This window comes from Bifidobacterium sp. LH_426 (assembly GCF_056356875.1).
This window is the reverse complement of the sequence record NZ_JBKEVB010000005.1, coordinates 26,364-51,071: the sequence shown is the minus strand read 5'-3', so window position 1 is coordinate 51,071 and position 24,708 is coordinate 26,364. Positions and strand designations below refer to the sequence as shown.

The following is a 24,708-nucleotide window of genomic DNA, read 5'->3' as shown; positions in this document are numbered from 1 at the left end:
GTAATCACTCCCCCATCACAAACTGTTCGGCGAAACGCACGTCGCCCTCGACGAGGTCGTGCATGTCGTTGATGTCGCTGCGCAGCAGCAGCGTGCGCTCCATGCCCACGCCGAATGCGAAGCCGGTGTACTCGTTCGGATCGATGCCCGCGGACTTGAGCACGTTCGGGTTGACCATGCCGCAGCCACCCCATTCGAGCCAGCCCGGGCCGCCCTTCTTGTCAGGGAACCACAGGTCAAGCTCGGCGCTCGGCTCGGTGAACGGGAAGTAGCTCGGACGCAGGCGCGTCTTGGCCTCCGGACCGAACATGGCGACGGCGAGCTTGTCGAGCACGCCCTTCAAGTCGGCCATGGTCAGGTGCTTGTCGACGGCGAGCGCCTCGCACTGGTGGAACACCGGGGTGTGGGTGGCGTCGAGCTCGTCGGTGCGGAACACGCGGCCCGGGGAGGCGATGTACAGCGGCACGCCGCGCGACAGCAGGGCGCGCACCTGGTCGGACGAGGTCTGCGTGCGCACGACCATGTTGGAGCCGACGAAGCCGGCGGCGTCCTTCGCCTGGTTGCCTTTCACGTAGAAGGTGTCCTGCATCTGGCGGGCCGGATGGTCCGGGCCGAAGTTGAGGGCGTCGAAGTTGTACCATTCGGCCTCCACTTCGGGGCCGGCGGAGATCTGCCATCCCATGGAGATGAAGAAGTCCTCGACGTCCTCCATGAGCTTGGCGAGCGGGTGGCGCGCGCCGAGCGGCTTGCGCGCGACCGGCAGCGTCATGTCGACGGTCTCGGCGGCGAGCGCGGCGGCCTCGGCGGCCTCCTTGAGCTCCTTCTCCTTGGGGCCGTAGGCGCGGCCGAAGTCGGCGCGCAGCTTGCCCATGAGCTTGCCGGCGTCCTTCTTCTGGTCCTTGGGCAGTGCCCCGATGGCCTTGCTGGCCTGTGTCATCGCCGAGTCGGCTCCGGCGTATTCGCTCTTGATGGCCTTCAATTCCTCCAGCGTGGAGGCGTTCTGGATTTTCGCGATGCCTTCGGCGACCGCATCGGTCACCGTTTGCGCATCGAATAGCGCTTCTGCCACGAGCACCCTTTCCTTTATATCTGCTTCACTGACGTGCATTGCACGTGGGGAAACACGCGAAAACGCACGTTTCCCAAGCGTTGTCCAACATCACATTGTCACGGTATGACTCGACATGGCCGCCCGGTTCCATCACGTGGTCGCGGAACCGCCGGCACGCGGCCGGCGTATGGCCGGCATGCGACCGGCAGGCGGCTGTGCGGCTCAGCGCCCGCTCATGGCGAGGCTCATGAGCATGACCGCGGCGGACGTGCCGAGGTTCAGCGATTCGGCCTTGCCGTACAGCGGAATCGACACGATGCGGTCCATGCGTTCGAGGATGGCGGAGGGCAGTCCCCTCGCCTCGTTGCCGAACAGCACGGCGTCGCCGCGCGCGCCGTTCGCGCCACGCGTCTCGCGCGTCCTGGCCGCGTCCGACGCGCGTTCGGCGAGCATGTCGGGCAACGGTTCGGGCTTGCGTTCCGACGTGCCGTACACGTCGGCGGCGACGGTGGCGAGATCGTCGCGTTCCATCCACTTGAGGAACGTGCCGGTGTCCATGCGCAGCACGGGGATGTGGAACAGGGAGCCGGCGGTCGAACGGATGACCTTCGGGTTCAGCGGGTCCACGCACTCGTCGACGAACACGACCGCGTCGCATCCGGCGGCGTCGGCGGCGCGGATCACGGTGCCCGCGTTGCCCGGGTCGCGCACCTGCCAGAACGCGGCGATGAGCGGGCGTTCGGAGAGGCGGACGGCGGAGATCTCCGTGTGGAGCGTCTCGATGTCTCCCACGGCGACGATGCCCTGCGCGTCCTTGCTGATCTTGGCCATCACCTCGCGCGTGACGTGATGCACGTAGATCGGCGTCTTTCGGGATTCCTGCGACTTGTCGACGATCGCGGCGAGCGTGTCGGACAGATACGGTTCGCCGTCGGGATCGACGTCGATCGCGACGTACAGGTCGCTCACCACGTCGGGACGCCATGTGACGGCCTCGCGCACGGACTGCGGGCCTTCGATGAGGAAGCGGCCGGAGCGTTCGCGGCCGGCCGGGCGCGCGAGTCCGGCGACGCGCTTGATTCGGTCGGATTTCGGATTGTCGATCACTGCATGGTTGATGGGCATGCCCTCCACCCTACCGTCACGCCTACCGCGCCACGGCACACGCGCATACACGCGTCTCGACTGCAGTGGACGTCACGCGCCTTGGAAGGAGAAGTGCCAGTTGCCGGTGGCGACGGCGACGCCGAGCGCGATGAACGGGATCACGAAGCAGATCGCGCAGAACACCGCGTCGATCGGATGCAGGCGCGAGACGCGCGCCGCCGAGCGCGGCCCTTCGCCGCCGAAACCGCGCGCCTCCATCGCGGTGGCGAGTTTCGTGGCGCGACGGATCGACAGGACCAGCAGACCGAACGCCTGCGAGAACGCACGCTGGATCGCGTTGCCGTCGCCGAGACCGCGCGAACGGCGCGACAATCCCAACGCACGCCAATCATCCTGCAGCAGCGTGAACATGCGCATGCCGGCGAGACCGCCGTACACGAACCGGGGCGAGAGGTGCAGGATCTGCACGAGGCCGTCGGCCAGATCGGTCGGGTCAAGGCCGAGCGCGAGCACCACGCCGGGCACGGCGATGGCGAGCACGCGCAGGAACGTGGCGCAGGCGAGATACACGGAGCCTTCGGACACGACGATCCAGCCGGCGGTCCACAGGATCTCGCCGGACGTGCGGCCGTAGAGCAGCACGGAGATGAAGCCGCCGACCGCGGCGATCCATACCGGCCATGTGCTGCGGCAGATGCGGATCGGGTCGACGCCGCCGATCCACAGCAGCGCGACCTCGAGTCCCAACGCCACGGACGCGGAGACCACGTCGAGGCTCACAAACATCGGGATGCACAGCAGCAGCGCGCCGATGATGCGCGTCACCGGGTTCACCTTCGCGATGAACCACGAGGGCGACGCGGGCCGGGCCGGTTCCTTGCGCGCGCCCGGCGGCGAGACGATGACCGAATCGTTCATACCCACTCACTCCCCTGCGAATCCGAACATGATGCGGCGCGCGTCGAGCGCCCTGACGAGCGCCTCGTCGTGCGTGACGACGATGACCGCGGAACCTTGGTCGCGCACTTTGGCGATGAGGTCGACCATCTCGGTCCACGTGGTGAAGTCCTGGCCGAAGGTCGGCTCGTCCATGACGAGGATCTTCGGCGCGCCGGCCAGCATGGAGGCGACGGACAGTCGCCGCTTCTCGCCGCCGGACAGCGTGTACGGGTTGGCTTTGGCGAACCGCGAGAGGTTCATGCGTTCCAGCATTTCGTCGGCGATCGCGTACGCGCGCGCCTCGTCGGCGCCCATCGATTTCGGCCCGATGGCGACCTCGTCGCGTACGAGCGCCGCAGCGAACTGGTGTTCCGGCTCCTGGAAGACCATGCCGATGCGGCCGAGCAGTTCGCGGCTCCTCCACTTGTCCGGCTCGTCGCCGCGCGCGCCTTCGGCGATGTCGGCGCGCACGCGCACATGCCCGGCGAGCGGCTTCAGGAGTCCGGCGAGCGTCAGCGCGAGCGTGGATTTTCCGGCGCCGTTCGGCCCCATCAGGGCCGTCACCTCGCCGGCGAAGAATTCGAGATCGATATGCTCGCCGAGCGGGAATCCGCGGCCGAAGCTCAGGTCCTCGGCGACGAGCGCGGGTTCGCGGACGTCCGCGCGTGCGCGCGTCGGCGCACGGTCCGGAATCGCGCGTCCCGGCACCCATGCGCCGCCCTGCGCGAGCAGGTCGCCGAATCGTCCGAACACCTCGTCCGGTCTTCCGTCGGCGATGACGCCGCCCACGTGCGAATCCGGGTCGGGATGGCCGATGACGATGACGCGGTCGATCAGGTCCATCCACACGTCGATATGATGCTCGACGACGACCATGGTCTGCCCGGTGCGGGCAAGCACGTCGCGCACCGCGTCGTGGACTTCGCGCACGCCTTCCGGGTCGAGGTTGGCGGTCGGCTCGTCGAGCAGCAGGAGTCCCGGCTGCATGGCGAGCACGCCGGCGAGCGCGAGGCGCTGCCGCTGCCCGCCGGACAGGTGGCGCGTGGACCGGTCGAGGTCGATGTCCTTCAATCCGACCAGGTCGAGCGATTCGCGCACGCGCCGCCACGTCTCGTCGCGTGGGACGGCGAGGTTCTCACAGCCGAAGGCCGCGTCGTCGCCCACGCGTTCGAGGATGATCTGCGAATCCGGGTCCTGCAGCACGAGGCCGGCCTTGCCGCGGGCGATGCCGGCTTCGACGCCGTCGATGGTGAGCGAGCCTTCCTGCTCGCCTTCGTCGGATCCGCCGAGCACGCCGGCCAGTCCGGCCATGAGCGTGCTTTTGCCCGCCCCGGAGGCGCCGAGGAGCAGCACGTGCTCCCCGGGGCGGATGTCGAAGTCGAGCCCGCGCAGGGCGAAGTCCTTGCGCGTGGCGTGACGCCATCCCCAATCCTTCGCCTCGACGCGGGCGGGCGTGATGCGCATCAGACGCGCGCCTCGGCGCGGCCGGAGGCGAAGCGGTCGAGCACGCCGGTGGCGGCGATCGCCTTGTGCAGCGCCCACATGAGCGCGCCGGCGATGATGACGCCGGAGATGATGGAGCCGACGAGGTACCAGCTGACGCGCATCGCGTTCCAGCCGGGGTTGGTCATCCAGTAGTAGGCCCAGCAGGCGACGCCGGCGAGAGCGCCGGACAGGATGGTGGTGCCGATGTTCCACTGCTTCCACGCGAAGATCGCGAAGGCGATCTCGGCGGCGAGGCCCTGCATGATGCCGACGATGAGCGAGCCGCCGACGCCCCACTGGTTGCCGAGCGTGAGCTCGAGGAACGCGGCGAGGGTCTCGGCGAAGAGGGCGGCGCCCGGCTTGCGCACGATGATGGCGGCGAGCGGGCCGGCGAACAGCCAGAATCCGTTGAGCAGGCCTTCGAAGCCGGGGGTGACGGCCTCGAACAGGGCGAGCGGGGCGGCGCAGACGACGTCCCAGCCCCAGAAGATGACGCCGGATGCGACGGCGATGATGGCGGCGACGACGATGTCGACGACGCGCCACTTGTAGTTGGTCTTGGCGACGGTTTCGGCCATGGTGATGTGCCTTTCTCTGTGCTTCCTTCTCAAGGCACGGGTGGAGGACAGTTCCGTGGTCGGCATTGCCCGTCCACGTTCCATCGGTCGGGACCCGTTGCGGCCCCCTCTCAGCCGCCTTCAAGCGGCTCCCGTGTCAGCCCATGACTATATGACAAACCGCTGTCGAACGCAATACGAAGATTGTATTGTGCGCGACAGCGGTTTGCAGGCTTACGTTGGTTCTATGCCCGTAGAAATTCTTCAGGAATGATTCAACCATGGCTCCGTCGTCGGAAGAACGGCATGTGCATTATTCATTGCTCTTCCTTTCAACCATGATCTCATGTATGACGACAATGAAACTGGTTTCATCATTAGCGTTAAAAACAACTTCGGTCGCTTTGGGAAATCTCTCGACGGGAACCGAAATCGCAAACACTCCTTCACCGGGGCATTCACCTATATCCGCCACCCAATATGAAGCACCACCACGCCGTAGTCGTATCGAAAATGATGCTGCCGTTTGGGGATTACACATATACGTGATGTCATATCGATGAGTACGATCGGCCACCATATCAATGGGGATGATTCCGGTACCGGAAAATTCTCCGGAACCTAAAGGACGGATATCCTCCAGACCTTGCGATCGAGAAGCAACATAACGCTCTCGCGCATATGTTTCCAAACCTTCTACTGTGAATTCTTTATATGTTTTCTGCTCCTTCGATGAAGACGGAGATCTTATATCGTTACCGGATTGCAAAGAGGCGGATTGATACGACAACCCACAGAGCAGCAGCACTGCTAAAAAAACCAAAAGACAGCTACGAGTTGCTTTTCTCATCCCACACACTCTCTGCAACCAGTCGGATGCTATAACCAAGCGATGAATCTCCAATGATTCATCACCCTAAGAGCCTTTACTCTTATATTTGTTAGGCATAACATATGCTACATATGATACACAAGTCGAGCAATACTTCATTTGTGAATAATTCATTCCAAGCATACTCGATGTGTGTATATATAATTCTTATGGCACACCCAAGTGCAAATAGTGGCACTGCAAGCCCACACACAAGAGATAGAACCTATGACAAGCACAAAGGATTCATGTTTGACATCATCGACTCCCATGACGGAAATAGCCATCGTCGACAACGACGCACGTTCCTTGGATTCCTTATACCGGCTTTTGACCGAACGTCTACCGACAGCCCGTGTCATATGGATGGCCCAGTCAGCCAAGGAAGCGATGCTTCTGACCAAGACACATGTTCCGTCCTTATTGCTGCTGGACATGTCGCTGGAAGGAGTTCAGGGGACCAGTGCGTGCAGGCGCATACGGAAACGGTCCCTTGACTTCCCTATTCTCGCGATGACGAGTTTCTCGCTGAACCTGTATGAGGTGAAAGCGAAGGCCGCCGGTGCACAGGGACTGGTCAGCAAGAATACCGAAGACGACCTCGTCACCGCCATCGACTCGGTGATCCGCAACGGTTCGATGACGGGCTTCGAATCACGGCAGCTCGCGCACATCCGTCTGATGAATGAGACGGATCACGATCAACGGCTCACGTTGCGGGAGGAGGAGATCATCAACCTGTGTGCGGATGAGGGACTGCTCGATACCGAAATCGCCGGCAGACTCGGCATTTCGGAGGCGACCGTGCGCAAACATATGCAGCACATCATGCAGAAACTCGGAGCGCGGACGGCGCGTCAGGCGGTGGCGATATGGCTTTCACCACGTGGCTGAACCTCGGGAAGGCGCCAACGCCTTTGATTCCCCCGCTAAAGGCACGTGTCGCCCTCTCATCGGCCTTCTCGTCGTTGCTTATCATCCAATGGGCGTACAATCCCCCGTCCGGCGGAATCGCATTGGCTCTCTCGCTCATGCAGGAGGCCTTGCTCATCGGCACCAGCATCCTGCCTCTGCCATCCTCCGTAGCACTCATCGTCATCGACGGTCTGACGACGGTCTGTTCCAACGGCACGGGTCCCACGTCCACGTTCAGCGTGCTGTACGCGTTGGGATTGTTGGCGTATATGACCTCCGACCGCATGGCGGCGGCGCTGACCATCGCGATGATCCTGTTGCAGGTGGTCTACACCGGACTCCCGAACGGCTGGAACGTCGACTGGTACGTATTCATATCCCTCATACCGTTCAGCGTCATGGCGTCACTCGTCGGGCGATCGCTGCGTTGGCGAGAGGACGGATTCAGACGACAGGTGAAACTCGCCCAAGCGGAGGACGATCTACGCCAAGTAGCGTTCACCGCGCGTGCCGCCCAGCGTATGCATGACGCCGTCACCGGGGAATTGTCGCTCATCGCACGCATGGCCCAACGTCATATCAGAGCAGGCGGCAACGATATCGACGATTGGCGTCAGATCAATGAGTCGGCGCTCAATGCGCTGGACAATACGCACAAGGTCGTCGATTCCCTCAACGAATGGGACCACGGCATCCATGGCACGACGTCCTCGGAGACGGAAGCGTTTGCCGATCGCCTTCATCGGGTTTTGGACGACAACGACAGACGCATAAACCGTCTCGGTTTCGAAGGCGGGAGCGTCCTCGGCATCGACGACGACCCCGCCCCGATGAGCGAAGAGCGGATGGCCCTCTGCACCGGATTCATCGGCGAACTCTACGCCAATATCATCAGGCATGCGAAACGGGAGTCATATGAGGTTTCCGTCGTATGGAACGGCAACGGCATCGAAGTCACCACCTCCAACGCATTGTCCGACGAGGAGCTGCCACGGCATGGGCAGGGCATGACGTACTACCGACGTGAAATCGAACGCATCGGCGGTGCCTTCGTCACGGGGCGACTGGATGACGGTACATGGTATTCGTTCGCGGCCATTCCCCCACAATCCCATGGTCGGGACCAGCAAAGCTGATCCCGACCGATTCCAAGGAAATGGAGAACATCACCTGCCGAGCTTGTCGAGCAGGAGGGCTTCGGTGATGACGTTGTTCTTCAGGCCGGACAGCGAGATGGATTCGTTGGGGCTGTGCGCGTTGGCCTTCGGATCCTCCGGGCCGGTGACGAGCACCTGCGCCTCGGGGAAGATGCGCTGCAGTTCGGGGATGAACGGGATGGACCCGCCTTCGCCCTTGTTGATCGGGGCGACGCCGAACGCCTCCTCCATCGCCTCGAGCGCGTCCTTGGTGGCGACCGCGTCCGGATCCATGCCCCAGCCCATCCCGTTCTCCAGCTTGGTCACCTCGACCTCGGCGCCGAACGGCGCGTGGGTTTCGAGGTACGCGGCGAGCGCGGCCTGCGCCTCTTCGGGGCGCTGGTTCGGCGCGGTGCGCAGGGAGAGGCGGAAGCGGGTCTCGGGACTGATCACGTTGAACGAGCCGTCGACCGGGTGCGCGTCGAAGCCGATGACGGTCAGGCTCGGCTTGGTCCACAGGCGCGAGGCGAGCGAGCCGGTGCCGGCGAGCGCGTAGGAGTCGACGACGCCGGCATCGGCGCGCACGGATGCCTCGTCGAGGTCGCGCTGGAGGCCGCCGATCGGCTCCTCGGCGGCGACGCCGGGCACGGCGAGGTCGCCGTTCGCGTCGTACAGGGAGGCGATGAGCATCGCGGCGAGCGTGTTCGAGTCGAGAATCGGCCCGCCGTACTGTCCGGAGTGGACCGGGTGCTTCAGTCCGCGCACGGTCACGTCCACGCAGGTGTTGCCGCGAAGCGAGGTGGTCAGGGACGGGATGTCCGCCGACCAGTTGCCGGAGTCGGCGACGATGATGACGTCGGATTCGAACTCGGCCTTGTGCGCCTCGATGAACGGGATGAAGCTCGGGGAGCCCATCTCCTCCTCGCCTTCGATGAACACCTTGACGTTGACCTTGAGGTCCTGGCCAAGCGCCTTCAACGCGCCGGAGTGGATGGCGATGCCGCCGCCGTCGTCGGCGGAGCCGCGGCCGTAGAGGCGGCCGTCGATCTCGGTGCCGACGAACGGGTCGGTGTCCCATGCGGACGCGTCCGGCACGGGCTGCACGTCGTGATGCGCGTAGAGGAGCACGGTGGGCGCGGACTCGTCGACGATGCGCGAGCCGATGACCTCCCACGCGCCAGGCGTGCCGTCCGGGTTCGAGGACTGGACGACCTTCGCGTCGACGCCGACCTCGCGCAGCTGGTCGGCGACGAATTCGGCGGACCGCTTCATATGCTCGCCGGTGATGCCCTCCGCGGACACGGACTTCAAAGCGATCTTGCGGTTGAGGACGTCGACGATGCGCGTCCAGTCGGATTCCACGCGGGCGCGGACCTCGTCGGGGGTGAGCCTGGCCATGTGCCTCTCCTTATATATAGGTGTCGTACAGTCGCGCACGGTCGGCGCATCCGGCCGCGACCGGCCTCCCGGCCTTGTTTTGGTGCCGTTTCGCCGCCCTGCGCGCGTCTAGACGTCACCGTAACCTGCAAGCATGACATGGAACCCGTTGAAGAAGAAGGAATCCGCGCAGGAGCCGGTCGGGGAAGCGACCGAGCAGCCTGCGAAGCCGGTGAAGAAGGACCGTACGAAGAACGCGCCCACCCCGAAGATGAAGCAGGCGCAGGCCGCTGGCGTGCGTCCGCTGGTGCCGACCGACCGCAAGGCGAGCGCGAAGGCCGCGAAGGCGAAGCTGCGCGAGCGTGAGAACGCCGAATACGAGGCGATGCAGAAGGGCGACATCAACCACATGCCGAAGGCGGAGCGTCTGCCGTGGCGCATCTACATCCGCGACTACGTGGATGCCCGCTTCAACATCGGCGAGTTCTTCATCCCGGTGGCATTCGTCATCCTCATCGGTTCGATGATCGTCACCTCCGTCTCCCAGAACCAGACCGCCTCGATGATCATGATGCTGCTCATGTACGTGTACCTGGCGGCCGTGGTGCTCGACGTGTGGCTCATGTGGCGCAAGCTCAAGAAGAAGCTCGTCGCCAAGTATGGCGAGCGCGCGGTGGCGAAGGGCTCGCGTTCCGCGTCCTACGCGTGGAGCCGCGCCATCCAGGTGCGCCGCTGGAGGCTTCCGAAGCCGCGCGAGAAGAAGCGCGGCCACTTCCCGGAGTGATATGCACCCGACGGACTGATGAGGGGTGGATGGGCTGATGCCCGTCCACCCCTCATTGTTGTTGTCTACCCCTCAGTCAGCTTCGCTGACAGCTCCCCTGCAAGGGGAGCCGAAGACGATATCCGTTTGTCAGCTCCTCGGTCGGCTTCGCTGCAAGGGGAGCCGAGGGCCGTGCGTCTATCATGGGCACCATGACTGAACAATTTGACATCGCGATCATCGGCGCGGGACCCGGCGGATACTCGGCGGCGTTGCGGGCCGCGGAACTCGGCAAGTCCGTCGCCCTCATCGAACGTGACGCGACGCTCGGCGGCACGTGCCTCAACCGCGGGTGCATCCCGTCGAAGGCGCTCATCACCGCCACGCACACCATCGACACGGTGCGTCGTGCCGCCGAACTCGGCGTGCAGGCGCACGTGGACGGCATCGACTACGGCACGCTGCGCGACTACCGCGTGCACGTGGTCGAAACGATGACCGGGGGCCTGGCCGCCCTGCTCGCGCACCGCGGCGTCACCGTGTTCCACGGTGCGGCCACCGACCTGCGCGAGATCGCCGGAACCGCCGACGCCGCGGCCGGTGCGAACCTCGCCGTGACCGTCACCGGCGACCCGGTCGAACGGTTCCGCAAGGCGGAGGCGGCCGAGCCGATGGACCCGACGGTCGTCATCGAGGCCGGCGACGTGATCCTCGCGACCGGCGCCTCGCCCCGCCCACTGCCGGGCATCCCGTTCTCCGGCGCGCTCATCGACTCCACGCAGGCGCTGGAACTCGACGAGTTCCCCGCTTCCGCCGTGATCGTCGGCGCGGGCGCGGTCGCCATCGAATTCGCGTCCATGTGGAACGCGGCCGGCGTGGACGTGACGCTCCTCATCCGCAAGGACCGCGTGCTGTCGGGCTGGAACCGGCGCACCGCGACGACGCTGACGCGCGAACTGACGCGACAAGGCGTGAAGGTCGTCAAGGGCACCGCCGTGACTCGGGTGGACGTCGGCGCGAACCTCGGCGCGACCGTTCACTACACGCAGAACGGCGGCGAAGAACAGCAGGCGTGGGGCGAGATCGCACTGGCCGCGATTGGCCGCGACCCGAACACCCGGTTCGACTGGCTCGCCCGCGCCGGAGTCACGCTCGACGACCATGATTACGTGACGTGCGACGCGCTGGGACGCACGCACGCGCCACACGTGTGGGCGGTGGGCGACATCGTCGCCGGCCACGCGCTCGCACACCGCGCGTTCGAGCAGGGCGTGACGGTCGCCGAGGCGATCGCCGGGCTCGACCCGAAGCCGGTGGACGAGACCACCGTGCCGCAGGTCGTGTTCTCCCACCCGGAGGCGGCGTGCGTGGGCCTGACCGGCCAGGAGGCGACCGCCGACCCGGACCTCAACGACGTCAAGGAGACCACGTACCCGATGCTCGGCAACGCGCGCATGCTGATGAGCGGCGTCGGCGGCGCGATGACGGTCGTCAGCGGCGAACGCGCGGACAGGCCGGACGTGCCGGTCGTGCTCGGCGTGCACATCGTCGCGCCCGTCGCCTCGGACCTGATCGCCGAGGCGGAGCAGCTCGTCGGCAACCGGGTGCCGCTCGCCGAGGCGGCGCGGCTCATCCACCCGCATCCCACGTTCAGCGAGACGCTGGGCGAGGCGCTGCTCAAGGCGGACGGCCGCCCGCTGCACACGCGCTGACCGCGTGCATGCGTGCCCCGCGGCGCACGCCACGCCCCGGGGCACGCATGCTGGTAGAATCAACGGCCAGTATGCGCAAATCCGACTCCAAGCGAGGGAAGAATGGCTGACAAGGACGAGAAGAAGCCCAAGAAGAACAGCACGATCAAGCAGATCATCCAAATCTTCAAGTTCACCTACAAGGACGACAAGCAGCTGCCGTGGCTGTGCGGCGGCGCGTTCGTCGCCCCGATCGTGCTGGCCGTCATCCTCGGCGTCGTGATGCAGTGGATGTGGCTCACCTGGATCCTCACCATCATCGCCGCCGTCATGCTCGGCGTCCTGCTCGCCACGATGACGCTCACCAACCGCGCCGACAAGGTCGGATACAAGCAGCTGGAAGGCCGTCCGGGCGCTGCGGTCAGCGTGCTGAGCAACATGACGAAGGCCGGATTCACCTTCCCGGAGCAGCCCGTGTGGGTGGACGCCCGCACCAAGGACGCGATCTGGCGCGGCACCGGCTACAACGGCATCTACCTGCTCGGCGAAGGCTCCCACGACCGCATCAAGCGCCAGATGGACCGTCAGGAGCATGAAATCAAGGGCGTGACCGCCGGCTCCTCCATCCCCGTCTACCGCATCATCATGGGCGACGGCTCCAACGGCACCACGCGCCTGCGCGACCTGCGCAAGACCATCACGCACAAGAAGAGCTACGTGCCGTCCAACCACTCCAACAAGTTCATGGCCGCCATCCACCCGCGCCGCCGCTTCATCCTCACCAAGGAGGAGCTGGCCATCCTCAACGACCGTCTGCGCACGCTGCAGGCGAAGCGCGGCTACGGCATCCCGAAGGGCGTCGACCCGAACCGCATGCAGAAGGTCAGCCGCCGCGCCATGCGCGGACGCTGACGCCACGCGGCGCTTCCCGAGCCACAGGCCCCGGTCGTCACCGACGACCGGGGCCTTCGCATATCCGGACGCGTCCGCGTTCTGGACGCTCGCGCGGCGGCCACTCCCGTCGCGAGACTGCGGCGAACCGCGCCAACGCAACGATTGACGGTTCCCGTTACCAGTCACGAAACATTCTCGTAACCGAAGTTTCGAGCGCGCGAAACGCGCGTTCCTATGCTTTTACCCTGTAAATCATTTCGATAAAAGGAGCGATCGTGGCTGAGAACAAGATCTTCGCCCATACGCCGGAAGAGGCCGAAGCCCTCATCAACAAGGAAGGCGTCGAGTACGTCTCCGTCCGTTTCACCGATCTGATCGGCGTGCAGCAGCACTTCACCGTTCCGGTCAGCGAGTTCCTGGACAACGCGTTCACCGACGGCATGCCGTTCGACGGCTCGTCCGTGCAGGGCTTCCAGGCCATCAACGAATCCGACATGAAGCTGGTCCCGGACGTGACCACCGCCTTCATCGATCCGTTCCGCAAGCACAAGACCCTGGACGTCTCCTTCTCCATCGTCGACCCGCTGACCGATGAGCCGTACTCCCGCGACCCGCGTCAGGTCGCCGGCAAGGCCGAGGCCTACCTGAAGTCCACCGGCATCGCCGACACCGCGTCCTTCGCGCCGGAGGCCGAGTTCTTCATCTTCGACAAGGTCCGTTACGAGAACTCCGCCCAGCGCTCCTTCTACGAGGTGGACTCCATCGAGGCCCCGTGGAACACCGGCGTCGACACCGAAGAGGACGGCACCCCGAACATCGGCTTCAAGAACCGCGTCAAGCGCGGCTACTTCCCGGTCCCGCCGATCGACCACAACCAGGATCTGCGCGACGACATGGTCGCCAACCTGCAGAAGGTCGGCCTGCAGCTCGAGCGTTCCCACCACGAGGTGGCGGGCGCCGGCCAGCAGGAGATCAACTACCGCTTCAACACGCTGCAGCACGCCGGCGACGACCTGATGAAGTACAAGTACGTCGTCCACGAGACCGCCGCCCTCGCCGGCAAGTCCGTGACCTTCATGCCGAAGCCGATCGCCGGCGACAACGGCACCGGCATGCACTGCCACCAGTCCCTGTGGAAGGACGGCAAGCCGCTGTTCTACGATGAGCAGGGCTACGGCGGCCTGTCCGACATCGCCCGCTGGTACATCGGCGGCCTCATCAAGCACTCCTCCGCGGTCGTCGCGTTCACGAACCCGTCGCTGAACTCGTTCCATCGTCTGGTCCCGGGCTTCGAGGCCCCGGTCTCGCTGGTCTACTCGGCCCGCAATCGTTCCGCCGCCATCCGCATCCCGCTGGCCGGCACCTCCCCCGCCTCCAAGCGCATCGAGTTCCGCGCCCCGGATCCGTCCTGCAACCCGTTCCTGGCCTTCTCCGCCCAGATGATGGCCGGCCTCGACGGCATCCTGAACCACATCGAGCCGCCGGCTCCGGTCGACAAGGACCTCTACGAGCTGCCGCCGGAAGAGCACGCGAACATCAAGCAGGTGCCGAGCTCCCTCGGCGAGGCGCTGAACGCCCTCGAGGAGGACAACGACTTCCTCACCGCCGGCGACGTGTTCACCCCGGATCTCATCGAGACCTGGATCGAGCTGAAGCGCGACGAGATCGACCAGGCCCGCCTGGCCCCGACCCCGCTCGAGTACGAGCTCTACTACCACATCTGATTCTTGCCGAATCGCATGTGCAAGACCCCGCGGTCCACACGGATCGCGGGGTCTTCCCGTTTCCGGGAATCTCGGGAATCTTCGGGCGGCGGATTCCCCAGGTTCCGACCGAAGCCCGCCGCAAGCGGCTATGATGGGAACTGCACAGACCCCGACGGCGCATGGATGCGTTCGGCGGGGCACGAATCGGAGTCCCGGCTCGGGAATCCGACCGACGAGAAGGGAACATACGATGACCGACAACAACCAGGCACCCCAGCCGCAGAATCCCTACGGTCAGCCGGAATACGGCGCGGCCGCCCCGCAGACGCAGCCGACGCAGCCCGCGCAGCCGTCCCAGCCCCAATATGGCGCTCCGGCCCCGGCCACGCCGCAGTACGGCGCTCCCGCCCCCGCATACGGCGCGCCGCAGCAGAACCCGTACGCCCAGCCGGCTCCCGGCTACGGCGCGCAGCAGCCCGCCTACGGCCAGCCCGCCGCCGGCTACGGTTATGGCGCCCCGCAGCAGGCGCCGTACGGCGCTCCGGCCCCCGGATACCCCGCCCCGCAGCCCGTCGAGGAGAAGGGCTCGTTCGGCTGGGCCGTCCTCGGCTTCCTCATCCCGCTCATCGGCCTCATCCTGTTCCTCGTGTGGAAGGATTCCAAGCCCGGCGACGCGAAGATGGCCGGCATGGGCGCGCTCGTCTCCGTGATCGTCAGCGTGGTCCTGTGGCTGCTGCTCGTGATCATCGGCGTCATCGCCGGAGTGTCGTCGAACTTCGCCGTACTGCTGTGACGTGACGCGCTGACGCGATCCATCCGCATCGTGGGCGTGGGATGCCTCCCGAATCGGGGATTCATCCCGCGCCCACGTTTCGTATCACGCCATGTCCGCAACGCCGCGGGGAACGCGCCGTCACGGGCGTCACGCGTCTACAATCGCATCCTGAGGAGAGGATAACCGTGGCAGACAACGACAAGACCATTGAGAACGGGAAGACCAAGGCAGGAGCGGCGGTGAAGGCCGCTTTGGCGGCGAACATCGGCGTGGCGCTCGCGAAGTTCGCGGCGGCCGCGTTCACCGGATCGTCGTCCATGTTCTCCGAATCCGTGCATTCGGTGGCGGACTGCGCGAACGAGATCGTGCTGATGATCGGCGACCGGACCTCCGACCACAAGTCGGACGGCGACCATCCGTTCGGGTTGCACCGCATCAAATATCTGGCGAGCTTCATCGTGGCGACGCTCCTGTTCTTCGTCGGCGGCGTGTTCGCCGTCTCCCAGGCGGCGTCCAAGCTCACCGGGCTCATCGACGGCTCCCTGCCGCGCGAGGCGGAGCCCATCGAGCTCGTCGCCGCACTCGTCGTCGTGGGCGTCTCCGCCTGCCTGGAAGGCTACGGCCTGCACACGTCCATCCACGAGGCGCGTGAACGCATGAAGCGCGTCAAGGTGGAGAGCGATTCGCTGGTCAAGTTCTGGCGTCGCACCAAGTCCGCCGAACTCGCCTCCGTGATGATGGAGGATACGCTCGCGCTGATCGGCCTCGCGTTCGCAGGTCTCGGCATCGGACTGTCCATCGCGACCGGCGACGAACTCTATGATGCGATCGGCGGCCTCATGGTCGGCCTCGTGCTGGTGTGCGGCTCGGCGGCGCTCGCGTTCAAATCCGGTTCGCTGCTCATCGGCGAGGACATCGACCCGCGTACCCGCGAGATGCTGGTCGAGGCGGTCGAGGGCACGCAAGGCGTGAACCGGCTCATCAACATGCAGGCCATCCACATGGACGAGGACGCGGTGCTGCTGTGCATCAAGGTCGAGACCGACAAGTTCGACCGCGACTACGACGTACAGACCGTCGACAAGATCGAGACGAGCATCCGCACCGCCCTGCCGTGGTATGAATGGGAGATCTACGTCGAACCGGATATCTGGCGCGCCCAGCACTGAACCGCGACCGATCATCCGTCGACACCCTCGAAAGGACCATATGATGACCAACGACGACCAGCAGCCGCAGACGCCCTACGGCCAGGAGACGCCATCACAACCGGAGTACGGCGCGCAACAGCCGTACCAGCCAAACCCCGGATATGAGGCCCGGCAGCAGACACCGAACTATGGGTACGCCTCCACCTACGGGCAGCCCCAATACGGCCAATCCCCGTACGCCCAGCCCCAGTACGGCCAGCCCGCCTACGGATACGGATACGGCTACGGCTATGGCTATGGCTATGCGATGACCGATTCCGACCGGACCATGCGTCTGGTCGCCTTCGTGCTCAACCTCGTCACCACCATCCTCACGGGCTGGCTGATCATCCCGCTCGCCTGGGAGATTCCCATGACCGTCCACAGCTGGGGCGTCTACAAGGGCACCAAGGCCAACACCACCGCCTTCGCCGTCTGCGACCTGATCTTCCTCAATATGGTCGCCGGCATCCTGCTGCTCCTCAGCACGAAGGAGGCCTGACCCGTCCGGCACATCCCCACCGGTCCCTTCCGCGTCCGGGTAGAATCGATGCGGAAACCATCGGACACGGCCAAGGCGGGGATATGACGGACGAGCAGCTTTCATGGGATTTCGACGCGATGACGGCCGGCGACGGCGCATCCGGCGACACGACGCCGACCATCGTCGCCGACGAGGGCATTACGCATCTCACGCCCGGAAGCGAGGCGTGGATCGCCGCCCTGACCCCCACTGACGCGGACGCGACCCGTCTCGACCATCTCGACGTCAACACGCTGAACGCGGAGAACGCGGCGCGCCTGTGGGCGCGCGTCGCCGCGTGGGTGGAATCCGACCAGATCGCCTACTACATCGACGACGCGCCGGTTTCCTCCGATGCCGCCTATGACGCGCGACTGCGCTGCCTGCAACGATTGGAGGCCGCGTTCCCCGCGCTCGACAACCCGCAGAGCCCCACGCACCGGGTGGGCGGCACGTTCTCGAACGATTTCACGTCCGTACGCCATCCGAGCCGCATGATGAGCCTCGACGACGTGTTCTCCATCGAGGAGCTCAGGGACTGGTACGACTCGGTCATCCGCGACCTCGACTGGCCGGAGGGCAAAAAGCTGCCGATGAGCTGCGAGGTGAAGATCGACGGCCTCGCATTGAACCTCATCTACCGCAACGGCGTGCTGGAACAGGGGCTCACGCGAGGCGACGGCGTGACCGGCGAGGACATCACCCTGAACGTGCGCACCATCGGCTCCATCCCCGCGAACCTAGGCGGCGAGAAGGACGACATCCCCGAATTCGTGGAGATCCGCGGCGAGGTGTTCATGCGCTGGGACGACTTCCACGAGCTCAACCGCGAGCAGGAGGACGCGGGCCGCGCACCGTTCGCGAACCCGCGCAACGCGGCCGCCGGCTCGCTGCGCCAGAAGGACCCGCGCATCACCGCCACCCGTCGTCTGAGCTTCTATGCGCACGGCCTCGGCACGCTGCGCTGGGGCGCGAACGCCGCCGGGAAGCACGACCAGGTCGACGACCAGTCGGAGGCGTACGCCCTCTACGAGAAGTGGGGCGTGCCGGTCTCGCCGCACAACCGCACCGTCACGTCGTTCAGCGAGATCCTCGCGATGATCGACTACTACGGCGAACACCGCGGCGACATCGAACACGCGCTCGACGGCATCGTCGTCAAGGTCGACGACCTCGCATTGCAGCGCACGCTGGGCGCGACCTCGCGCGCGCCGCGCTGGGCCATCGCGTACAAGTACCCGCCGGAGGAGGTCAACACCGAACTGCTCGACATCACCGTGCAGGTGGGCCGCACCGGCCGCGTCACCCCGGTCGCGATCCTCAAGCCCGTGTACGTGGCCGGTTCGACGGTCGCCCGCACCACGCTGCACAACCCGTCCGAGGTGAAGCGCAAGAACGTGCTCATCGGCGACACGGTCGTCGTGCGCAAGGCGGGCGACGTGATTCCGGAACTCGTCGGGCCCGTGCTGGAACGCCGCAAGGGGCGTGAAGGCGAACTGCGCGAGTTCGTCATGCCGGAGCATTGCCCCTCGTGCGGCGCGAAGCTCGCGCCCGCCAAGGAGGGCGACAAGGATATCCGCTGCCCGAACGTGGAAAGCTGCCCGGCGCAGCTGACCGAACGCGTGATCTCGCTCGCCTCGCGCAAGGCGTTCGACATCGAGCATCTGGGCGACCAGTCGGCGATCGCGCTCACGAACCCGGAGGAGAACCGCCCCGATTCGGTCGCGACCTACGCGCCGAACATCACCGAAATCCTCGTCAAGCCCGGCGAGGAGCCGGAACCGTACGAGCCGGTCGAGGGACTGGAACTGCCCCAACGCCAGACACCGGTGCTGTCTAGCGAGGCCGGACTGTTCGCGCTGACCGCCGCCGACCTGCGCGACGTGCGCGTGTGGCGTGAGGCGCCAATCATCGAGATCCACGAGACCGTCGGCGCGAACGGGCGCAAGAAGAGGACCCGCAAGCGCGTGGGCGGTTCCGGACTGTGGCATCAGGTGCCCGCGTTCTGGACGGCCCCCGCGCCGGCGAAAAAGCTCACCGCCAAGCAGCTGGCGGCGCGCGCCGGCGCGACGACGACCGCCGACGACGTGACCGTGACCGCCTACCCGGACTACGACGTGCCGGCCGACGCGGTCGTCGTGCGTGTCGAGCATAAAAAGACGCGTGCCGGCGAGACCGACGTGCCGGTAGTCGTCCGCCCGGCGGAGAACACGCGCAAGATGTTCGACGAGATGGACAAGGCGCGTCACGCCGACCTGTGGCGTGTGCTGGTGGCATTGTCGATCCGCCGGCTCGGTCCGCCGACCGCGCGGCTCATCGCCTCGTCGCTCGGCTCGCTCGACGCGATCGAAGAGGCGAGCGTCGACGAGCTCACGCAGATCGACGGCGTGGGCCCGGAGATTGCCGAATCGGTGGTGCACTGGTTCACTGCCGCGAAGGAGCCCGGTGACTGGCGCGGCGAGACGCTGCGCGCGTGGCGTGCCGCCGGCGTGGGCGTCGCGGCCGCCGAGAAGAGCACGCTGCCGCAGACGCTCGCAGGCAAGACGGTGGTCGTCACCGGTTCGTTGGAAGGCTATTCGCGTGACTCCGCGAAGGAGGCGATTCTCGAACGCGGCGGCAAGGCGGCCGGGTCCGTCAGCAAGAAGACCGATTACGTGGTCGTCGGCGCGAACGCTGGCTCCAAGGCCACGAAGGCCGAGGAGCTCGGCATCCCCATGCTCGACGAGGCCCAGTTCCACATCCTGCTGGAGACCGGCGAGGTCCGAGCCACGGAAATCGAGGAACCCGCAGATATCGAGTAGGCCGGAAGCTCACGCCACGGCGAGCATGAGGAACGGCAGGACGATGGCGATCACCAGTAGCGCCACACCGGACAGCCGGATCCACGCCAAGGCGAAATCGGTGGGCTCGCCACCTTTGACGTCCAGCAGATGCTCCAGACGCCACAGCAGTTCCGGCTTCCACAGAAGGAACACGCCGGCGGCGACGAACACCAGTTCGAGTGCAGCCACTTGCAGGATAATCATCGCCGGCTTCCTTTCTCCCGTGTGTACATTCCATGATATATCTGGCATGCCGTGGGGCCGCACGCTACGCTGGTGTGCGGCATAACGACGATACGGCGACAAGAGGAGGACGCGTTGACGGACAGCAGGCACATCGAGGCGGCGATCTACGAGAGGCTGAGCAAGGTCATCGATCCGGAGCTGGGGCGTTCGGTCACGGACCTGGGCATGATCGCGGCGATCGACGCGACGCCCGCCGCCGCACGGAACGACGACGGCACCGCGGCCGACGCACGAGACGCCTACGACGTGACCGTGCACGTCGAACTCACCGTGCCTGGCTGCCCGCTGAGCGAGACCATCACGAACCAGATCAACGGCGCGGTCGCCTCCTATCCGGACGCGGACCTCACCCCGCATATCGAGGTTGGTTCGATGAGCCGCGACAAGCTCGACGACCTCGTCGCCGGACTCAAGGCGGAACGCAAGCAGAACCCGTTCAACAAGCCGGGCGTCAAGACCCGCATCTTCGCGATCGCCTCCGGCAAGGGGGGTGTCGGCAAATCGTCGGTCACCGCGAACCTGGCCGCCACGTTCGCCGCGCTCGGCTACGACACGGCCGCCATCGACGCGGACATCTACGGCTTCTCCCTGCCGCGCCTGTTCGGCGTGCATACGCAGCCCACGAACCTGAACGGCATGCTGATGCCCGTCACCGCGTGGGGCGTCAAGCTCATCTCGATCGGCATGTTCGCCGGCGCGGACCGCGCGATCCTGTGGCGCGGGCCGCGCCTGCAGCGTTCGCTCGAACAGTTCCTGTCCGACGTGTGGTGGGGCGAACCGGACGTGCTGCTGCTCGACCTCGCCCCCGGCACCGGCGACATGGCGATCTCGGTGGCGCAGGCGCTGCCCAACGCGGAGCTCGTGGTCGTGACCACGCCGCAGCCGAGCGCGTCCGACGTGGCCGTGCGCTCGGGTCTCGTCGCGCTGCAGGTGCCGATGAAGGTGCGCGGCGTCGTGGAGAACATGAGCTTCTACGAGCACAAGGGCGAGAAGCTGGAGATCTTCGGCCATGGCGGCGGCGAGCGCGTGAGCGAGCAGCTGACCGAGGCGCTCGGCTACGACGTGCCGCTGATGGCGCAGCTGCCGCTCGAACCGGAGCTGCGCGAGACCGGCGAGGCGGGCCGCCCGGCCGTACTGGACGCGGACGGCGCGTTGAGGACGGACGGCGTCGGCCCCGAGTTCAAGGCGCTGGCCGAGCGGCTGATGGCCGCGTGATTCGTTCGCTCAGCCGCGTGACCCGTTCGCTCAGTTGTTGAGCGAACGGATGAACTGGGCCTGCACCACGTCGATGCCGTTGTTCTCGTCGTCGTTCATGCGGGCGGCGGCGACGGACAACGTGCGCGCGGGCACGAACAGGCCCTCGTCCACGGTGATGCGCGCCGCGTCGCGCACGATGCCGGCCACCTCGGTGTGCGGCCAGACGGGCAGATCGTGGTCGGCGAGCACGCGCGCCGCGTCCTCCACGCTTTCCGGCACGCGGATGCACTGCGAGTCGGCGCGGGCGACGAGCTCCTGCAGTTCGCTTTCCAGAGAGCCGATCTGACCGGGTGCGATGTGGTCGCTCATCAGGTAGGCGGCCACGGCCGTGTCGAAGCGGTCTTGCATCCATTCCGCGTAGGCGAGACGGTAGTAGGCGAACGCGGCGTCGTCGCGGTCGAGCGCCACGTTGAGCGCGTTGAGGCATGCGGCGCGCGCCGAATCCCAATCCTCGCTGCGCGCCAGCTGCACGGCGAGCTTCAGATGCGTGAGCGGGTAGGCGGGCGCGTAGGAGACCATCATGTTGAGGTGTTTGAGCGACGCCTTCGCACCCTTGATCTGGGCGAGCACGTCGGCAAGCTCCATGTGCGCGTAGAACAGGTTGTCGGGGATGAGCACGGTGCGCTCCCCCGGCGTGGCGAACAGCCGGTTGTAGATCACGCGCTCCGCATACGAGTTGAAGTAGCGGGGCACGCCGTCGCCCTTCGCGTAGAGCGCGTCGAGCCGGCCGATCGCCGATTCCGCGGTTTCGAACGCCTGGTCCACCTGTCCGCCGAACAGCAGGTCGCGCGCCTTGAGCCGCTCCCGGTCGAGCTCGTCGGCCATGGCCATCGTGACGGGAGGCGTGTCGCGCCCGTCGATGAGCGCGCTGGTGATGTTCGGCGCCTGTTCGGAAAGCTCCGGGTCGCCGATCATGTCGACGATGCGCATCGCCTCCTTCGCCTTCGCGACGGAGGGCGTCGTCTCGTCGGAGGCGAGACGGTGGAAGTCGGATTCGGCGCGCTGCAGGAGGTCGACGCGTTGGATCGACAGTCCGACCGCGTCCGGCGTGCCGAGCACGCGCGCCGCGGCGGGTGTGAACCGGTGTTCGGAGGATTCGGGCTGCTCCTGCGCGCCGGCGGGCGCGAACCGCTGGTCGCGCAGGTCGAAGCCGGCGTCGACGGGTTTGAGCGCGCCGTCGCCGTCCACGTCCATCACCGCGTCGAACATGCGGTACGTGTCCATCGGATGGTCGAGCGCGTCCTCGCCGATGCGGGCAAGGAACGCGTCGCGCGTGAACGTGACGGTGGCGAGGTTGCGCACGGTCGGATTGCGCTTGAGCACGCTCATCGGATCGTCGTCATCATCCGGATCCGCATCGTCGCCCGCGACGCCCGCGGCAGCCGCGTCGCCGGCGTCACCGTCCGTCGCGGCGATGCCGAACGCGTCGCCGTTCCGACCGTCGTCCCTGCCGTCGCCGGGCATCGCGAACGCGGTCTCGTCGATGTCGACGCCCTGCATGAGGTCCTCGAACCGGCGTTCGATGCTGTCGTCGCCGTCCGTCTCCTCCCCCGCGTCGCCGGACGGCGCCTGGACGTCCGCGCCCGGCTGCGCCGCGTCGGAGACCGGATGCACCGGCGTGTGCGTCGGATCGCCGTGGAAGTCGCCGTCCTTCGGCTCGGCCTTGCCGCGCACCGCGCCCATGCCGCCGGTGTGCATGCGTTCGAACGCCCCCAGCGCCTCGCTCATCATCGCCTCGATGGCGGAATCCTGTTCGGAGACGGCCTCCTCCAGTCCGAGCGAGTCGACGTGCAGCGACACCTCGCGCACCTTGTCGCTCGCGGCGAAGCTCATCGCCGCCATGATCAGGCCGACGCGCAGGTTGTAGGCGGCGCTCATCTCGGCGCGTTCGCTCTCGCTCAGCGACACCCAGCGGTGGTCGGCCTCGTCGTAGCGGGTGGCGGGCATCATCGACACGCCCGCCGTGGTGAATCCGACCGCCACCTGTCCGGCCGCGAGGTTCGAGCGGATCTCCACGTCGAAGCGGTAGGGCAGGCGCAGGCGGCGCACGAGCAGCGCCATGCTCTGCCGGTACACCCATTCCGATCCGGTGTCGCCGTGTTCGCCCGCCTGCTCGCCGATGTGGCGGGCGATGCGGTGCGCCTCGCGCACCAGCGAGGTCATCGCGTTGTGGTCGGCTTCGCGGTCCATCCGCGCGTCGCGTCCCGCGGCCGCGCCGTCGACCGCGTTGCGCGCGCCGGCCGCCGTGTCGTCGTCGCCGTCGGCGTCGTCGGTGCCGAGCGCGATCAGCGCCGGATCGTCGAGCAGTTTCAGGTCGATGGTGGCCGCCTGGGCGCGCGTCACCGTCTCCTCGGTGGGTTCCAGGCCGAGGCGCGCGTTGCGTTCCAGCCACGCGCTCACCGAGGCGAACCGGTTGAGATTGCCTTCGATGGCGAGCGCGCGCAGCGCCGGCGCGAGTGACAGGGACGAATCCCAGGTGAAGAAGTAGGAGCCGGAGTAGCTGGACGTGTACAGGTGCAGCGGTTCCGCGCCGTGCACGGCCTCGAGTCCGGGCGCCTCGTCGAGCGCGCCGGCCTCGTGCATGAGTTCGGCGAAATGGTCCTCGAGACCGGAGACGCGCATGCCGTGCGCGCGCACTTCGAGCATGTCGCGCACGGACCGGCGGATCGCGCCCATCGGCGCCTCGCGGTTGAGCCGGCGGAAGATGTTGCCCGCGCCGAAGCCGACGAGCATGCCGCGCATCTGGGGCAGCATGTAGGCGGCGAAGAACGCGATGGCGACGGCGTCGCGGAATTCAAGGCCTTCGCGCATGTCGCGGCGCAGCGGGTAGCGCATCTGCTCGAGCGTGTAGGTGCCGTCCCGGCCGTCGCGCCGCCATGAGGCGAGCCAGGTCAGACGTCCCGTGTCGTCGCGGCCGACGATGCCGCCGCCGACCCGGTCGCGCCGCGGTTCGCGGGTGAGCATGAACCGCGGCTCCATGCCCTGGACGTCCATGCCGATCTCGGTGCCGACATACACGCGTCCCTTGCCGTCCGCGTAGGCGATCTGCGAGAAGTGGTCGCGGTCGGCGAACACGCCGAGCGAGAAGCCCGCGCCCGCGCCGTTGCCGCCGAGGCCGGCCTTCGACGGCAGCTGCGCCCAGCCGAGCGTGAGCCGGCCGGGCACGTCGTCGAAGTCGAGTTGGCGACGTTTGACGAGCGGGCCGAGACGGCGCGAATGGCTGGCGAGCTCCTGCGCCACGTCCATTTCGGTGCGGGTCCCGGACGATTCACGCAGGAATCCCGCGGCGGCCGCCTCCTGCGCCGCCTTGTCGATGGTCGCGCCGAACGGGTCCGCGGATTCGAGCATCCCCCGGCCCGAACGCGTCAGGCGCCTGGCAAGCCCACGTACCCGCCCCATCGCG

General features: G+C 66.4%; 20 protein-coding genes. 11 read left to right on the top strand and 9 right to left on the bottom strand.

The window, feature by feature from the left end:
• Positions 1–4: 4 nt before the first annotated feature.
• From pheS to AC1AYD_RS06330, 6 genes are all read right to left on the bottom strand, one after another.
• Positions 5–1,108, bottom strand: a complete 1,104-nt coding sequence (gene pheS / locus AC1AYD_RS06355; protein ID WP_051922744.1) for a phenylalanine--tRNA ligase subunit alpha — start codon at positions 1,106–1,108, stop codon at positions 5–7.
• 165 nt (positions 1,109–1,273) lie between these two features.
• Positions 1,274–2,176, bottom strand: coding sequence for a TrmH family RNA methyltransferase (locus AC1AYD_RS06350; RefSeq protein WP_034526263.1), 903 nt, complete (start codon positions 2,174–2,176; stop codon positions 1,274–1,276).
• Positions 2,177–2,248: 72 nt separating this feature from the next.
• A complete protein-coding gene (locus tag AC1AYD_RS06345) occupies positions 2,249–3,076 on the bottom strand; it encodes an energy-coupling factor transporter transmembrane component T family protein (protein WP_476502080.1) in 828 nt (275 codons plus the stop codon).
• 6 nt (positions 3,077–3,082) lie between these two features.
• Positions 3,083–4,561: an ABC transporter ATP-binding protein gene (locus AC1AYD_RS06340; protein WP_476502079.1), complete on the bottom strand. Its 1,479-nt coding sequence runs from the start codon at positions 4,559–4,561 to the stop codon at positions 3,083–3,085.
• Positions 4,561–5,160 (bottom strand): ECF transporter S component, encoded by a 600-nt coding sequence (locus AC1AYD_RS06335; RefSeq protein WP_034526515.1) that lies wholly within the window; start codon positions 5,158–5,160, stop codon positions 4,561–4,563. Before AC1AYD_RS06335 ends, AC1AYD_RS06340 begins: the two co-directional genes overlap by 1 nt.
• 292 nt (positions 5,161–5,452) lie before the next feature.
• A complete protein-coding gene (locus tag AC1AYD_RS06330) occupies positions 5,453–5,989 on the bottom strand; it encodes a hypothetical protein (protein ID WP_476502078.1) in 537 nt (178 codons plus the stop codon).
• 249 nt (positions 5,990–6,238) lie between these two features.
• Between AC1AYD_RS06330 and AC1AYD_RS06325 the strand changes: the two genes are divergently transcribed.
• Positions 6,239–6,904, top strand: a complete 666-nt coding sequence (locus AC1AYD_RS06325; protein ID WP_476502077.1) for a response regulator — start codon at positions 6,239–6,241, stop codon at positions 6,902–6,904.
• Entirely contained in the window at positions 6,883–8,061 is a 1,179-nt protein-coding gene (locus AC1AYD_RS06320) for a sensor histidine kinase (protein WP_476502076.1), read from the top strand. The genes AC1AYD_RS06325 and AC1AYD_RS06320 overlap by 22 nt, the downstream gene beginning before the upstream one ends.
• A 30-nt stretch (positions 8,062–8,091) precedes the next feature.
• On the opposite strand, the gene AC1AYD_RS06315 is transcribed toward AC1AYD_RS06320, so the two are convergent.
• On the bottom strand, positions 8,092–9,459 hold the full coding sequence (locus AC1AYD_RS06315) for a M20/M25/M40 family metallo-hydrolase (protein ID WP_476502075.1): 1,368 nt from the start codon (positions 9,457–9,459) through the stop codon (positions 8,092–8,094).
• Positions 9,460–9,592: 133 nt separating this feature from the next.
• Between AC1AYD_RS06315 and AC1AYD_RS06310 the strand changes: the two genes are divergently transcribed.
• The 8 genes from AC1AYD_RS06310 (at position 9,593) to ligA (ending at position 19,781) form a co-directional block, all read left to right on the top strand.
• Positions 9,593–10,222 carry a DUF3043 domain-containing protein gene (locus AC1AYD_RS06310; protein ID WP_476502074.1) on the top strand — a complete coding sequence of 210 codons (630 nt, stop codon included), beginning with the start codon at positions 9,593–9,595 and terminating at the stop codon, positions 10,220–10,222.
• Between the two features lie 191 nt (positions 10,223–10,413).
• A complete protein-coding gene (locus AC1AYD_RS06305) occupies positions 10,414–11,913 on the top strand; it encodes an FAD-dependent oxidoreductase (protein ID WP_476502073.1) in 1,500 nt (499 codons plus the stop codon).
• Positions 11,914–12,015: 102 nt separating this feature from the next.
• Complete coding sequence (locus AC1AYD_RS06300) at positions 12,016–12,804, top strand: DUF4191 domain-containing protein (RefSeq protein WP_476502072.1); 789 nt, start codon at positions 12,016–12,018, stop codon at positions 12,802–12,804.
• A gap of 257 nt (positions 12,805–13,061) precedes the next feature.
• On the top strand, positions 13,062–14,510 hold the full coding sequence (glnA, locus tag AC1AYD_RS06295; RefSeq protein ID WP_051922743.1) for a type I glutamate--ammonia ligase: 1,449 nt from the start codon (positions 13,062–13,064) through the stop codon (positions 14,508–14,510).
• 232 nt (positions 14,511–14,742) lie between these two features.
• Positions 14,743–15,285 carry a hypothetical protein gene (locus tag AC1AYD_RS06290; protein WP_476502071.1) on the top strand — a complete coding sequence of 181 codons (543 nt, stop codon included), beginning with the start codon at positions 14,743–14,745 and terminating at the stop codon, positions 15,283–15,285.
• A 167-nt stretch (positions 15,286–15,452) separates the two neighbouring features.
• Complete coding sequence (locus AC1AYD_RS06285; RefSeq protein ID WP_476502070.1) at positions 15,453–16,436, top strand: cation diffusion facilitator family transporter; 984 nt, start codon at positions 15,453–15,455, stop codon at positions 16,434–16,436.
• A 40-nt stretch (positions 16,437–16,476) separates the two neighbouring features.
• Complete coding sequence (locus AC1AYD_RS06280; RefSeq protein ID WP_476544845.1) at positions 16,477–16,959, top strand: hypothetical protein; 483 nt, start codon at positions 16,477–16,479, stop codon at positions 16,957–16,959.
• An 83-nt stretch (positions 16,960–17,042) separates the two neighbouring features.
• Positions 17,043–19,781 (top strand): NAD-dependent DNA ligase LigA, encoded by a 2,739-nt coding sequence (gene ligA / locus AC1AYD_RS06275; protein ID WP_476502068.1) that lies wholly within the window; start codon positions 17,043–17,045, stop codon positions 19,779–19,781.
• 9 nt (positions 19,782–19,790) lie between these two features.
• Here the strand turns inward: ligA and AC1AYD_RS06270 are convergent, their stop codons facing one another.
• Positions 19,791–20,006, bottom strand: coding sequence for a DUF6199 family natural product biosynthesis protein (locus tag AC1AYD_RS06270; protein ID WP_476502067.1), 216 nt, complete (start codon positions 20,004–20,006; stop codon positions 19,791–19,793).
• Positions 20,007–20,120: 114 nt separating this feature from the next.
• On the opposite strand from AC1AYD_RS06270, the gene AC1AYD_RS06265 reads away from it, so the two are divergent.
• Positions 20,121–21,263 (top strand): Mrp/NBP35 family ATP-binding protein, encoded by a 1,143-nt coding sequence (locus AC1AYD_RS06265; RefSeq protein ID WP_476502066.1) that lies wholly within the window; start codon positions 20,121–20,123, stop codon positions 21,261–21,263.
• Between the two features lie 30 nt (positions 21,264–21,293).
• Here the strand turns inward: AC1AYD_RS06265 and AC1AYD_RS06260 are convergent, their stop codons facing one another.
• Positions 21,294–24,653 carry a tetratricopeptide repeat protein gene (locus AC1AYD_RS06260; RefSeq protein ID WP_476544844.1) on the bottom strand — a complete coding sequence of 1,120 codons (3,360 nt, stop codon included), beginning with the start codon at positions 24,651–24,653 and terminating at the stop codon, positions 21,294–21,296.
• Positions 24,654–24,708 lie beyond the last annotated feature (55 nt).

Bases quoted from the DNA above. Each gene is read 5' to 3' on its own strand.
- AC1AYD_RS06305 (WP_476502073.1), top strand. From the start codon at position 10,414: ATGACTGAACAATTTGACATCGCGATCATCGGCGCGGGACCCGGCGGA.
- AC1AYD_RS06345 (WP_476502080.1), bottom strand. From the start codon at position 3,076: ATGAACGATTCGGTCATCGTCTCGCCGCCGGGCGCGCGCAAGGAACCG.
- pheS (WP_051922744.1), bottom strand. From the start codon at position 1,108: ATGCACGTCAGTGAAGCAGATATAAAGGAAAGGGTGCTCGTGGCAGAA.
- AC1AYD_RS06280 (WP_476544845.1), top strand. From the start codon at position 16,477: ATGATGACCAACGACGACCAGCAGCCGCAGACGCCCTACGGCCAGGAG.
- AC1AYD_RS06320 (WP_476502076.1), top strand. From the start codon at position 6,883: ATGGCTTTCACCACGTGGCTGAACCTCGGGAAGGCGCCAACGCCTTTG.
- AC1AYD_RS06315 (WP_476502075.1), bottom strand. From the start codon at position 9,459: ATGGCCAGGCTCACCCCCGACGAGGTCCGCGCCCGCGTGGAATCCGAC.
- AC1AYD_RS06340 (WP_476502079.1), bottom strand. From the start codon at position 4,561: ATGCGCATCACGCCCGCCCGCGTCGAGGCGAAGGATTGGGGATGGCGT.
- AC1AYD_RS06300 (WP_476502072.1), top strand. From the start codon at position 12,016: ATGGCTGACAAGGACGAGAAGAAGCCCAAGAAGAACAGCACGATCAAG.
- AC1AYD_RS06290 (WP_476502071.1), top strand. From the start codon at position 14,743: ATGACCGACAACAACCAGGCACCCCAGCCGCAGAATCCCTACGGTCAG.
- AC1AYD_RS06335 (WP_034526515.1), bottom strand. From the start codon at position 5,160: ATGGCCGAAACCGTCGCCAAGACCAACTACAAGTGGCGCGTCGTCGAC.
- AC1AYD_RS06310 (WP_476502074.1), top strand. From the start codon at position 9,593: ATGACATGGAACCCGTTGAAGAAGAAGGAATCCGCGCAGGAGCCGGTC.
- AC1AYD_RS06260 (WP_476544844.1), bottom strand. From the start codon at position 24,653: ATGCTCGAATCCGCGGACCCGTTCGGCGCGACCATCGACAAGGCGGCG.
- AC1AYD_RS06270 (WP_476502067.1), bottom strand. From the start codon at position 20,006: ATGATTATCCTGCAAGTGGCTGCACTCGAACTGGTGTTCGTCGCCGCC.
- AC1AYD_RS06325 (WP_476502077.1), top strand. From the start codon at position 6,239: ATGACAAGCACAAAGGATTCATGTTTGACATCATCGACTCCCATGACG.
- ligA (WP_476502068.1), top strand. From the start codon at position 17,043: ATGACGGACGAGCAGCTTTCATGGGATTTCGACGCGATGACGGCCGGC.
- AC1AYD_RS06350 (WP_034526263.1), bottom strand. From the start codon at position 2,176: ATGCCCATCAACCATGCAGTGATCGACAATCCGAAATCCGACCGAATC.
- AC1AYD_RS06330 (WP_476502078.1), bottom strand. From the start codon at position 5,989: ATGAGAAAAGCAACTCGTAGCTGTCTTTTGGTTTTTTTAGCAGTGCTG.